This window comes from Methylobacterium sp. FW102-HT35C08 (genome assembly GCF_058790235.1).
Genome location: NZ_JBYTCL010000002.1, coordinates 3,998,297 through 4,010,263 on the forward strand (window position 1 = coordinate 3,998,297; position 11,967 = coordinate 4,010,263).

The 11,967-nt window shown below is 70.7% G+C and carries 12 protein-coding genes; 5 read left to right on the forward strand and 7 right to left on the reverse strand.

The features are described from left to right. Positions 1 to 8 precede the first annotated feature (8 nt). Positions 9 to 143 carry a hypothetical protein gene (locus AC3WSN_RS19020; RefSeq protein WP_373622035.1) on the reverse strand — a complete coding sequence of 45 codons (135 nt, stop codon included), beginning with the start codon at positions 141 to 143 and terminating at the stop codon, positions 9 to 11. 473 nt (positions 144 to 616) lie between these two features. On the opposite strand from AC3WSN_RS19020, the gene AC3WSN_RS19025 reads away from it, so the two are divergent. Together AC3WSN_RS19025 and AC3WSN_RS19030 are read left to right on the forward strand one after the other, a co-directional pair. Next, positions 617 to 1,462 (forward strand): DUF6502 family protein, encoded by an 846-nt coding sequence (locus tag AC3WSN_RS19025; RefSeq protein WP_192709927.1) that lies wholly within the window; start codon positions 617 to 619, stop codon positions 1,460 to 1,462. An 11-nt stretch (positions 1,463 to 1,473) separates the two neighbouring features. After that, positions 1,474 to 2,790, forward strand: coding sequence for a DUF5666 domain-containing protein (locus AC3WSN_RS19030; protein ID WP_492540016.1), 1,317 nt, complete (start codon positions 1,474 to 1,476; stop codon positions 2,788 to 2,790). 103 nt (positions 2,791 to 2,893) lie between these two features. On the opposite strand, the gene ada is transcribed toward AC3WSN_RS19030, so the two are convergent. Then, on the reverse strand, positions 2,894 to 3,961 hold the full coding sequence (gene ada / locus AC3WSN_RS19035; protein WP_492543167.1) for a bifunctional DNA-binding transcriptional regulator/O6-methylguanine-DNA methyltransferase Ada: 1,068 nt from the start codon (positions 3,959 to 3,961) through the stop codon (positions 2,894 to 2,896). Positions 3,962 to 4,145: 184 nt separating this feature from the next. Here ada and AC3WSN_RS19040 point away from each other — a divergent pair, with 184 nt between their 5' ends. Further along, complete coding sequence (locus AC3WSN_RS19040) at positions 4,146 to 5,132, forward strand: alginate O-acetyltransferase AlgX-related protein (protein WP_492540018.1); 987 nt, start codon at positions 4,146 to 4,148, stop codon at positions 5,130 to 5,132. Positions 5,133 to 5,366: 234 nt separating this feature from the next. On the opposite strand, the gene AC3WSN_RS19045 is transcribed toward AC3WSN_RS19040, so the two are convergent. After that, positions 5,367 to 6,113: a YebC/PmpR family DNA-binding transcriptional regulator gene (locus AC3WSN_RS19045; protein WP_192709923.1), complete on the reverse strand. Its 747-nt coding sequence runs from the start codon at positions 6,111 to 6,113 to the stop codon at positions 5,367 to 5,369. Between the two features lie 195 nt (positions 6,114 to 6,308). Between AC3WSN_RS19045 and AC3WSN_RS19050 the strand changes: the two genes are divergently transcribed. Both AC3WSN_RS19050 and AC3WSN_RS19055 read left to right on the forward strand, forming a co-directional pair. Then, positions 6,309 to 7,349: an SDR family oxidoreductase gene (locus tag AC3WSN_RS19050; protein WP_492540020.1), complete on the forward strand. Its 1,041-nt coding sequence runs from the start codon at positions 6,309 to 6,311 to the stop codon at positions 7,347 to 7,349. A gap of 105 nt (positions 7,350 to 7,454) precedes the next feature. Beyond that, positions 7,455 to 8,426, forward strand: a complete 972-nt coding sequence (locus tag AC3WSN_RS19055) for an MBL fold metallo-hydrolase (RefSeq protein ID WP_492540022.1) — start codon at positions 7,455 to 7,457, stop codon at positions 8,424 to 8,426. On the opposite strand, the gene AC3WSN_RS19060 is transcribed toward AC3WSN_RS19055, so the two are convergent. The 4 genes from AC3WSN_RS19060 to AC3WSN_RS19075 form a co-directional block, all read right to left on the reverse strand. Further along, on the reverse strand, positions 8,387 to 9,175 hold the full coding sequence (locus AC3WSN_RS19060; protein ID WP_492540024.1) for an HAD-IA family hydrolase: 789 nt from the start codon (positions 9,173 to 9,175) through the stop codon (positions 8,387 to 8,389). The two genes, AC3WSN_RS19055 and AC3WSN_RS19060, sit on opposite strands and share 40 nt — an antisense overlap. After that, positions 9,169 to 9,855 (reverse strand): ribulose-phosphate 3-epimerase, encoded by a 687-nt coding sequence (gene rpe, locus AC3WSN_RS19065; RefSeq protein WP_492540026.1) that lies wholly within the window; start codon positions 9,853 to 9,855, stop codon positions 9,169 to 9,171. The genes AC3WSN_RS19060 and rpe overlap by 7 nt, the downstream gene beginning before the upstream one ends. Positions 9,856 to 10,018: 163 nt before the next feature. Then, on the reverse strand, positions 10,019 to 10,879 hold the full coding sequence (locus tag AC3WSN_RS19070) for a phosphoribulokinase (protein ID WP_192709919.1): 861 nt from the start codon (positions 10,877 to 10,879) through the stop codon (positions 10,019 to 10,021). Between the two features lie 23 nt (positions 10,880 to 10,902). Next, entirely contained in the window at positions 10,903 to 11,958 is a 1,056-nt protein-coding gene (locus AC3WSN_RS19075) for a class 1 fructose-bisphosphatase (protein WP_492540028.1), read from the reverse strand. Positions 11,959 to 11,967: the final 9 nt, after the last annotated feature.

The window sequence follows — 11,967 nt, forward strand, 5'->3', positions numbered from 1 at the left end:
CCGCGGGGTTACAGGGCCAGCAGGAGCAGGCCGACGACGGTCACGGAGAGGATCAGGCAGAGCGCCAGATCGAGGATCGGGCCCCCGCCACAGCTGGGCACCGGACGCACCCGGTCCCGGCCCGTCCCGGACAGGGCGATCACGACCGGATCTCCCCGGGCCGAACGGATGCTGCGGCGGTCCGCATGGCCCGCAGGGTCCGCGCGGGCGTAACGGTACCCAAGGGTACCGCCGCCCCGTCTGAGGGGGTGACGGGAGCGGCGGCCTGCGGCGCCTTCGGTCCGTTGCCGCGGTGGACCGTATCCGCGACAGCGATCCCGATGGCGGGCAGCGCGAGGGCGGCGAGGACGCAGGCGATGCGTCCGAGCCGCGGCATAGGGTTGGTCTGGCGACTCCGGCAGGTCGACGCGGAGGTGAGCGTGACAGGCGGCAGCGCGTCGGCGACGAGCCTGCAGGGATCCACCGTCATCGGCACGCTCCAGTTCCGTGGGAAACTTGACCACACAATTCACTTAAGTGTGCAAATTTCCCACGTCAATTCGGAAAGCGCATATCGGTGTGCGGATCCGCACGTTGTGGGATTGTCTCCCACGGCGCATGCGCTAACGATGAGCCCATGTCCGAGTCTGCCGATCCCCCGCGCGAGGGCGCCAGTCTGCACGCGCCCTTGGCGCGGCTCCTGCGCCCGCTCGTGCGCCTGCTGGTGGCGCGCGGCATCACCTTCCCGGCGCTCACAGATCTGCTGCGCGAGCTCTACGTGAACGTCGCCGAGTACGATTTTGCCCTCGCCGGCAAGGAGCAGACGGACAGCCGCGTCTCCCTCCTCACCGGCATCCACCGGAAGGAAGTGCGGCGGCTGCGCGGTGCCGGCGCCCCGGTCAGCGCCGTGCCGGCCGTCGTCTCGCGCACGAGCCGCATCATCGCCCGCTGGATCGCCGACCCGGCTTTCACCGATCCGCAGGGTCACCCCCTGCCGCTGCCGCGAACCGCCGAGGGCAGCGCGTCCTCCTTCGAGACCCTGGTCTCGGGCATCACCCGGGACGTGCGGCCGCGCGCCGTCCTCGACGAATGGCTCGACCGGGGCCTCGCCTTCACGGACGCGCAGGACAGGATCGTGCTGGCGGAGGCGGCCTACGTGCCGCGCGGCGACGGCGCGGAGGGACCGCAGCTCTACTATTTCGGCCGCAACCTGCACGACCACATCGCGGCAGCCGTGGCCAACATCGTCGGCGACAGGCCGCGCTTCCTGGAGCGGGCCGTCCACTACGACGGGCTCTCCAAGGACCTCGCGACCAAACTTGAGGCGCGGGCGCGCGAGATCGCCATGGAGGCCCTGCAGCAGGCCAACCGGGAAGCGCACGCCGCCTGCCAGACCGATCCGGGCGGCGATCACCGCTGGAACTTCGGGCTCTACATCTACACGGAGGCCGCAGCGTCGGCGCCCCCCACGGACGGGCGCTGAGGAGCCGGCCGGTGCGATCCTTGCCGAACCGCCGGTTCGTCCTCCGCCTGCTCGCGGGCGCCGCAGCCCTGCACCCGGGTGCCGTCCGCCCGCAGGAGGCCCCACGCGACCAGGGCATCGGCGGCACCGGCATGATGAGGACCGACGAGCCGCGCGACGGCTCGCTGGGGGAAGGCGACCGGGGCATCGGCGGCACCGGCGTGATCGGGACGATCCGCCGCTTCGGCTCGATCATCGTCAACGACCTGCGCATTGCCTACCCACCCGGGGTCGAGGTCCGGATCGACGGCGAAGCCGGGACGGCGGCCGATCTGAAAATCGGTCATGTCGTCCATGTGGTCGCGCGGCCCGAGGGCGGCAGCCTCGCCACCCGCCGGATCGACGTGACGAGCGAGGTGGTGGGACGGGTCGAGTCGGTCTCGCCGGGACGAATGATCGTGCTCGGGCAGCGGGTCTCCACCGCGGGTCTGACCGGCACCTGGCAGACTGGCGCTCGGGTCGCGGTGAGCGGCCTGCGGCGGCCTGACGGCGTGATCGTCGCCAGCCTGATCGAGCCGCGCACGTCCGGACCGGATCGCGTCGCCGGGCCGGTGCAGCGCGACGCTGGAGGTGCCCTCACCATCGGAGCCCTGCGCCTGACGGGCGCGGAGGCGCTGCCGCCGGGCAAACGCGCCCTGGTGACCGGCACCGAAGCGGACGGCGCGCTGCGCGTGACGAACGCCGCGCAGGTCGGGCTGCCGTTTCCGCCAGGCCTGAAGCAGGTCTCCATCGAAGCCTATATCGGCCGGACCGGCACGCGCCTGGATGTCGGCTCGGGCTACGCCGTCGCGGGCCGTCCGAATGTCCAGGTGCCGCGCACGGGGAGCGCGCGGGCCGTGCTGACCGCGACCATCGCGCGGGACGGCGATCTGACTGTCGAGCGGCTGCGGATCGAGAACCGCATCGCGCCCGAGCCTCCGCAACCGGATACGCCACGGTTCGAGCGGGAGCGCGACCGGCTCGACCTGCGCAACCTGCCCGACGAGATGCCCGGCCGGTTCGGCGCCGAGCCCGGCGGTCGGCAGGGCGGTCCGGGCGGCATTGGCGAGCCGCACGCCCCCGCGATCGACACTCGGCCGGGGGGCGCGGTCGTCCCCGGCGCGGACGGCGCTGATGGATTCAGGGCGCCCCGCGGCGGCTTCGGCGGCGCGCCGCCGTCAGGTCCCGGAGCGTTCCCGGTCGGCCCAGGCGGCTTCGGCGGTCCGCCCGGGGGGCCTGGCCCTGGCCCCGGCGGAGGGGGATTCGGCGGAGCCGGCGGCTTCGGCGGCCCGGGCGGAGGCCGGCGCTAGAAGCACGATCGTCCTTGCGCGCACAGCGAAGCCATCCAGTGTCGCGTCGCGCTTACCGCGGTCGCGTCGCCCAGGCTCGCTGCGCTGCGCGCGATGACGGGCCTCAGCAACTGTCGGTCTCGCGGGCGAGCAGGGCGCGCTTGCGCGCGACGCCCCAGCGATAACCCGACAGGGCTCCGTCCGAGCGGACCACCCGGTGGCAGGGAATCGCGACCGCGATGGGGTTTGCGCCGCAGGCCTGGGCGACGGCCCGCATCGCGGCCGGCGCGCCGATAGCGCGGGCGACCTCGGCGTAGCTCGCCGTCGCGCCGACGGGGATCTTCCTCAGCGCCTCCCAGACTCGCTGCTGGAAGGCGGTGCCGCGGATGTCGAGCGGCAGATCGAGCCCGCCGCCCGGCGCCTCGACGAGGCCGATGACCCGCGCCATCCAGGTCTCGAAGACCGGATCACCGCCCTCGATCTCCGCCCCCGGGAAGCGATCCTGGAGATCCCGCGCCAGGGCGTCGGGTTCGTCCCCGAGCAGAATCGCGCAGACGCCCGCCTCGGTGGCGGCGACGAGGATCGCCCCGAGGGAGCAGGCGCCGATGCCGAACCGCATGCGGATGCCGGCAGCGCCCTTCCGATAGAGGTCGGGCGCCATGCCGAGGCGCGGGGCGCCCCCGGCATAGAACCGGCTCGCGGTGCTGTAGCCGGCCTCGTAGAGTGCCTCCGTCACCGTTTCGGCGCCCGGCAGCCGGGCCGTGAGCGCCGCGGCGCGGCAGGAGGCGGCATAGGCTTTCGGGGTGACGCCCGTGGCGGCCTTGAAGATGCGGTGGAAGTGGAAGGCGCTCAGGCCGGCGACACGGGCGAGTTCCGCGAGCGGCGGCATCGTCTCGGCCGCCTCGATGGCACGGCAGGCCCGGGCCACCGCCTCGGCGCGGCGCTCGGCCAGCCCGACCTCGTTCGGCCGGCAACGCCGGCAGGGCCGGAAGCCGGCGGCCTCCGCTTGCTCACAGGTCGCGTGGAAGCTCACATTCTCCGGCCGCGCCGCCCGGGACGCGCAGCTCGGGCGGCAATACACGCCCGTGGTGCGGACCGCGTACACGAAGGTGCCGTCCGCCCGCCCGTCGCGATCGGTCACGGCGGCCCAGCGGACGGCCTCGGCGGTGTCGATCGGCGGGCGGTTGCTCATGGCGACGGCACTATGCGTCTTGGCGTCGGCGATGGGGAGGGGCATGACGGAACCTGACGGGCCGGAGAGGACGTTCGCGCCACTCTGCCCGCCTGCCACAAGTCCGGCATCCCGCTCCTTGCTGTCGAATCCGCCGTCCGCGGCGGAAGCAGCCTGAGCGGCCGATCAGTCTCACGAGTGCGCCATGGCTTCGAGCACGCCCGACCACATCCATGTCGGCAAGGACGGGTGGCTGTTCCTCAAGACCGGGACCAACGACGTCCTCGGCCAGTACGAGAGGCCGGAGGAGACCACCGAGCTTGTCTGGCAATGGCGGAGTCTCTTGGCGACCCGCGAGCGGCGGCTGCGAGCCATGGGCATCCTGTACCGGCACGTGGTCGCGCCGGAGAAGCTGATGATCTACGATCACCGGCTCGACGGCATCACGATCCGACCGACCGCATCGCCGGCCTACCGGCTGCTCAACAGAGAGCCGCCGCTGGCCAGTCGTCGTGGGCCTCTCGGCCTCTATACCGCGTGGCGTCGGCGGAAGCGCTGGCGCGAGACCTGCATCGATCTGGTGACGCCGATGCGCGCTCAGCGCGATCTGTGCGACCTCTATTGCCGGACCGATACCCACTGGTCTCCCGACGGCTGCTACCTCGCCTACGCGGAGATCTGCCGGGCGCTGGGGGCCGAGCCCCGGGTCGATCTCCGGGACCGGCCCTCCTTCGAGTCCGATCACGATGGCGACCTCGGGAGCGCGTTCGATCCGCCCCGCCGGGCGCGCTCACGCACCGTCCTGATGCAGCAGGACGCGGTGCGGACCTATGGCAGCCCGATCGTCGAGGCCCGGGAGAAGGCCGGCCTCCTGCACACCCTGCATGTCGGCGCGCATGTGGTCTACGGCAACGCCAAGGCGACCGACCCGCGCCGCTTGGCGCTGTTCGGCGATTCCTTTTCGCACGTCATGCCGTACATGCTGACGATCATGCTGGCCGAGACGTTCCGCGAGGTGCACTTCATCTGGAGCACCTCGCTCGACTGGCCGTATATCGAGCGCGTCAGGCCCGACATCGTGCTGACCGAAGTGGCCGAGCGCTTCATGGTCCAGCTGCCCGACGACACCTTCTCGGTGGAACGCTACGCGCAGGACCGCTTCGGCACCGAACTCGCGGCCGCGGGTGCCTGAGCGCCGGACGTAAGCTTCACGAACGTCTCGCGTCCCGGCGCGGGAGCCCGGTCATTCCGGGACTGAACAGCAGGTGCGGAATCCAGATCCACGCCGTGGTCCAGCCTGGCTCCGTCGGCGGCTCTGGATTGCCCGCTTCCGGCATACCCCATCGGGTCCGGGCTCGCCTGCGGCGCTCCGGAATGACCGTGCGTTCGCTTTACGGGCGGCGAGACCCGGGAGAGCGAGCGCCTCTTACGCCTGAAGCTTCGCCACCAGCGCGTCCGACAGAGCGAAGTTGACGTAGACGTTCTGGACGTCGTCCTGGTCCTCGATCACCTCGACGAGGCGGATCAGCTTCTCGCCGGTCTCGTCGTCCACATCGATCGTGTTCTGCGCCTTCCAGATCAGGCCGGTGCGGCTCGGCTCGCCGAAACGGGCCTCCAGCGCCTTGGCGACCTCGCCGTAGGAATCCTGGGCGCAAATCACCTCGTGCCCGTCCTCACCGGAGCTGACATCGTCGGCGCCGGCGTCGATCGCGGCCTCCAGCATCGTGTCGGCATCGGCCACAGCGGCCGGGTAGGCGATCACGCCGACGCGGTCGAACATGAAGGCGACGGCCCCGGTCTCGGCCAGGCTCCCGCCAGACTTGGTGAAGGCGGAGCGCACGTCCGAGGCGGTGCGATTGCGGTTGTCGGTCTGCGCCTCGACGATCAGCGCGGCCCCGCCCGGCCCGTAGCCCTCGTAGCGGATGTCCTCGTAATTCTCGCCGTCGGCGCCGGCGGCCTTCTTGATGGCGCGCTCGATATTGTCCTTGGGCATATTCTCGGCGCGGGCCGCCAGGATCGCCGCCCGCAGCCGCGGGTTCATCGCCGGGTCGGGCGTGCCGAGCTTGGCCGCCACGGTGATCTCGCGGGCGAGCTTGCCGAACACCTTCGAGCGGACCGCGTCCACCCGGCCCTTCCGGTGCATGATGTTCTTGAACTGCGAATGGCCTGCCATGACGGTTCAGACTTTTGTTCGTTGGCGAGGGCGGGCGTCCGGGACCCCGCCGTCGCGGCTGTGAGGTCGCCGCGTTATAGGCCGCTGCCTTCCGGCGAAGCAACGCGGCCGCTCACGGAGGCGGCATCGGATTGCAGCGGAAAGATTGCCGCGTCCGGGCGTTGCCGCAGGGATTCTCGCGCAGCTGGATGTTGGATGTCGGGTCGTAACGGACGCAACACGGTCATGGTGGCGGGCGCGAGCGCCGGTGTCGGCCGGGCCGTCGCGCACGAATTTGCCCGGCATGGCTGGAATGTCGGGCTGATCGCCCGGGGCGAGGCTGGGCTCCGGGGTACGATCCGGGACGTCGAGCAGGCCGGTGGCCGGGCCCTGGCCTTCGCGGCCGACGTCGCCGACGCGGATGCCGTCGCGCAGGCCGCCGACGCGCTGGCGGAGCGGTTCGGCGGCATCGATGTCTGGGTCAACAACGCGATGGTGACGATCTACGCGCCCGTGCAGGAGACGAGCCCGGAGGAGTTCCGCCGCGCCACCGAGGTCACCTATCTCGGCCAGGTCCACGGCACGCTGGCGGCGCTCCGCCACATGGTGCCGCGCGACCGGGGCACGATCGTCCATATCGGCTCGGCGCTGGCCTACCGGTCGATCCCGCTCCAGGCGAGCTACTGCGCCGCCAAGGCCGCCGTGCGCGGCTTCGTCGATTCCCTGCGCAGCGAGCTGCTCCACGACGGCAGCCGCGTGCGCCTGACGATGGTGCAGCTGCCGGCGGTGAACACGCCGCAGTTCGACTGGGCGCGCTCGCGGCTGCCGCGCAAGCTCGAGCCGGTGCCGCCGATCTACCAGCCCGAGGCGATCGCCCGGCACGTCTTCCGGGCGGCCCACGACGCGCCGCGGGAATTGTGGATCGGCGCCTCGGCCTGGAAGGCGATCATCGGAAACATGCTGATCCCGGGTTGGATCGACGGCTACCTTGCCCGGCACGGCTATCGCGGGGAGATGACCAGCGTGAAGGCCCAGACGAACCGCCCCGACAACCTCTACGGCCCGGTTGACACCGATCCCGGTCCGCATGGCCGCTTCGACGCCCGTGCGACCAACCACGTCACCGCGGCCGACCCGCGCTGGCTCAAGTTCGGGATCGCGGCGGCGCTCGGCGTGGTGGCGGGCACGATGCTGTTCGCCACCGAGGCGCACGGGCGGACCGAAGGTCGCGCGGATCGGCGGCTGAGCCGACGCTAGCGCATCGGCTCCCGCAGCACCGTCGCGCAGCATCGTGACCGCAAAAGCCTTGCAGAGCGCGCATCCTTGCACCTCACTCGGTGGCGCGTCTTTCGGGAGGATCTGATGTCGCTATCGACCCGTCGCGACCTCGTTCGGGGTGCTCTCGCCGGCGGTGCCGTCCTCGGGCTCGGCGGGCCCGTGCGCGCCGCCGCACCCCTCGGCGGTCCACAGGCGCCGGGCTTCTACCGGACCCGTCTCGGCGCCTACGAAATCACGGTCCTCAACGACGGGGCGCGCAGCTTCCCGATGCCGGACCGCTTCGTCCGCAACGTTCCCCGGGGCGAGGCGCTCGGCGCCGCCCAGGCTGCCTACATGCCGCCCGGCCAAGTCACGGTGCCGTTCAACCCGACGCTGATCAACACCGGCACGAAGCTAATTCTGATCGACACCGGCAACGGTCCGGTGCAGGGCGCGCCGATCGGCCGCCTCACGGCGAACCTCGCGGCCGCCGGGATCAAGCCCGAGGACATCGACCTCGTGCTGCTCTCGCATCTCCATCCCGATCATACGAACGGCCTCAAGACGGCGGATGGCAGCCTCGCCTTCCCGAAGGCCGAGATCCGGGCCGCCGCGCCCGACTGGTCGTTCTGGATGAACGACGACAACATGGCCCGCGCCGACCCGGTGACGCAGGGCTACTTCGCCAACACCCGCCGGGTGCTGGGTGATCTGAGGGACCGGATCGGCACCTTTGCGTGGGACGAGGAGGTCGCCCCCGGGATCACGGCGCTCGCCGCCCCCGGCCACACGCCGGGCCACACCGCCTTCGCGGTCGCTTCAGGGTCGGATCGCCTGCTCATCCAGTCCGACGTGACCAACATCCCGGCCTTCTTCCTGCAGCACCCGGACTGGCACGTGATGTACGATTACGATGCCGATCAGGCGCAGGCGACGCGCCACCGCTTCTACGACATGGCCGCGGCCGAGAAGGCCCTCGTGGTGGGCTACCATTTCCCCTTTCCGTCGCTCGGCCATGTCGAGCGGGACGGGCCGGGCTACCGGCTGGTGCCTGTCGCCTGGACCGGCGCGCTCTGACCGTCCTGGGTCTCGTGCCATCGGACCAAGCCCGCGAGATCCACGACCCCACACGGCCATGCCACCCCCGCGATATGCCGGTGCGGCCGATCCGGCTCGCCGAGATCCGAGACCGCCGAGAAGGCGCCGTCGAGGCGGTGACTGTCGGTGTAGCGGCTCCGTGTCGCCAGGACCGGGAGCCCGGCAGCCCGGGCCGAGCTGATGCCGGCGGCGGAATCCTCGAATGCTACGGCCTCCGAGGCCGCGACGTTCAGGCCGGCGAGCGCCAGGAGGAACACGTCCGGGGCGGGCTTCTTGCGCTTCGCCTCGTCGCCGGCCGCGATCACGTCGAAGGGCGCGGCGTCCGGTGGGAAGTTGGCGGCCAGAAGCCGGTCGACGTTCGGCCGGCTGGTCGTCGTAGCCACCGCGAGCCGGATGCCCGCCGCCCGGGCCTCGGCGATGAGCCGGGCGATCCCGGGGCGCAGTGGCAGGCCGATCTCCGCGACGAGAGCGCCGTACGCAACGGTCTTGCGGGCGTGGATCTCGGGGGACAGCCCGCGGAGCGCCTTGGCTTCGGGCGCGTGTTGCGTGTCGATGTAGTGGGCGAGCCGCTCCTTGCCGCCCATCACGGTGAGAAGGTCGGCGTAGAGCGCCTCGTCCCAGTGCCAGGGCAGGCCGAGTTCCGCGAAGGCGCGATTGAAGGCCTGCCGATGCAGGTCCTCGGTCTCGGCAAGGGTGCCGTCGACGTCGAAGATGAGGGCCTTCAGCACGACAGGTCGCGGCCGGAGGCGCCCTCCGCGCCCTCGCGGATCGCCGCGATGCGCTCGGCGTAGGCGTCCGGGCCGCCCGAGAAGACGGCGTTGCCGGCCACGAAGGTGTCGGCTCCCGCGCGGCTCGCCGCCTTCACGGTCTCCGCATCGATGCCGCCGTCGACCTGGATGCGGATGTCCCGGCCCGCCACCATCGCCCGCACCCGCGCCACCGATTCCATCGCGCTCTTGATGAAGCTCTGGCCGCCGAAGCCGGGATTGACGGTCATCACCAGCACGAGATCCACGAGGTCAAGCACCGGCTCGACCAGGGCGGCCGGCGTACCGGGATTGATCGCCACCCCGGCGCGCTTGCCGAGGTCGCGGATGGTCTGGAGCGAGCGGTGGATGTGCGGCCCGGCCTCGGCATGGACCGTGATGCCGTCGGCGCCGGCCTGCGCGAAGGCCGCGAGGTACGGGTCCGCCGGGGCGATCATCAGATGCACATCGAAGTACTTCTGCGTGTGCGGCCGGAGCGCCTTCACCACCGGCGGCCCGAAGGTGATGTTGGGCACGAAGTGGCCGTCCATCACGTCGAGGTGGATCCAGTCGGCCCCAGCCGCATCGATGGCGCGAATTTCGTCGGCGAGCTTCGAGAAGTCGGCCGAGAGGATGGACGGGGCGATGACGGGAGGAAGCATCACGGGTCTTTCAGCAACGGTCGGTCTCAGATGACGGTCGGCGGAGAGGCCGATCCAACTCTGGCCCTCATCCTGAGGTGCCGCGGAGCGGCGCTCCGGCACCTCAGGATGAGGGTCTGGGTTGGATCAACGTTCCAGGTGGTTCCACGGTGTGCCTCCTCCATCACGCCAGCCGTCGGCGGCGCTCGACGAGTTGCATGATCATCGGCGTCAGGATCAGCTGCATCGCGAGATCGAGCTTGCCGCCGGGAATCACGATGGAATTCGCTCGGCTCATGAAGCTGTCGTGGATCATGGAGACGAGATACGAGAAATCGATTCCCTTCGGGTCCTTGAAGCGGATGACCACCATCGACTCGTCGGCGGTGGGGATCCAGCGGGCGATGAACGGGTTCGAGGTGTCGACCGTCGGCACCCGCTGGAAGTTGATGTCGGTGAACGAGAATTGCGGGCAGATGGTCTGCACGTAATCGGGCATGCGCCGCAGGATCACGTCGGTGACCGCCTCGGTGGAGTAGCCGCGGAATGAGCGGTCGCGGTGCAGCTTCTGGATCCACTCCAGGTTGATCACTGGCACCACGCCAATCTTCAAGTCGGCGTAGCGGGCGATGTCGACGTCCTGATCGGCGACGCAGCCGTGTAGCCCCTCGTAGAACAGCAGGTCGGAATCCGGCGGGAACGCCTCCCATTCCGAGAAGCTGCCCTCGGGGATGCCGTAGGCCAGCGCGTCATGGGCGTCGTGGGCGTAGTGGCGGGTGCGGCCTGTGCCGGATTCGGCGTAGCTGCGGAACACGGCCTCCAGCTCCGGCAGCAGATTCGCCCGCGGCGCGAAGTGCGACAGCGTCGGCTCCCGCGCCATCATCGCCCGCATCGTATCCCGGTCGAAGGCGTGGAAGCCGTCGCCCTCGATGAACACCGCCCGCACGTCCTCCCGGCGGAAGATCTGCTCGAAGGTGTTGCGCACCGAGGTGGTGCCGGCCCCGGAGGAGCCGGTCACCGAGATGATGGGGTGCCGCGCCGACATGCTTTTACGACTTCACGGTGCGGCTATGACCGCATCAGGCCGCGCTGGCCGAACAGCGGCGAGCGGCCGGCATCGGGCTTGCCGCCGGCATAGTAGGTGGCGACGCACGCCACCTCCTCGGTCGAGCCGCAGACCAGCGGCGCGCGCTCGTGGATGCCGGTGGCCACGATGTCGAGGATGCGGGTCTGGCCATCGGTGGCGGCGCCCCCGGCCTGCTCGACCAGCATCGCCACGGGCGCGACCTCGTAGAGCAGCCGTAGGCGGCCGCGGGCGTAGTTCTTCCGGGCATCGCCCGGATAGAGGAACACGCCGCCGCGGGTCAGCACGCGCTGGATGTCGGCCACCAGCGAGGCAAGCCAGCGCATGTTGTAGTCCTTGTCGCGCGGACCCTCGGTGCCACGCTGGCAATCCTCGATATAGGCCTTCACCGGGGCGTCCCAGTGCCGGGCGTTCGAGGCGTTGATGGCGAATTCCTTTGTCGAGGCCGGCACTGACATGGCCGGGCTCGTCAGCTTGAACCGGCTCTCCGCGCGGTCGAGCACGTAGGACTGGGTGCCCTCGCCCAGCGTCAGGATCAGCGCCGTGGCCGGGCCGTAGGTGACGAAGCCGGCGGCGATCTGCGTCGAGCCGGGCGTCGTGAACGAGGCCAGCGGGTTCGCCGGATCCTTGATCGACGGCCGAATGCCGAAGATCATGCCGACGGCCATGTTCACGCCGATGTTGGAGGAGCCGTCGAGGGGATCGATGGCGACGGCCAGCGGCGCGTCCGGATCGAGCCGCATCACCTCCTCGGCCTCCTCGGAGGCGACCTCGGCGACCGGAGCGCCCCGCAGCGCCGCGGTCACGCTCTCATGTGCGATGACGTCCAACGCCTTCTGGACGTCGCCGTCGCTGTTGTGATCGCCCGCGGCCGCGAGATCGCCGCCGAGCGCGCCGCGCCCGATCCGCTCGCTGATCTCCACAGCGGACCGTGCCACGGCCGCGATCACCGCGGCGGCGTCCTTCAGCGCCGGATTGGCGTCCACGGCCTGCGCCAGGCAGGTCTCGAGGGGCGTCCCGATCGCCGCTGAAATTGCCATCGGCCTACT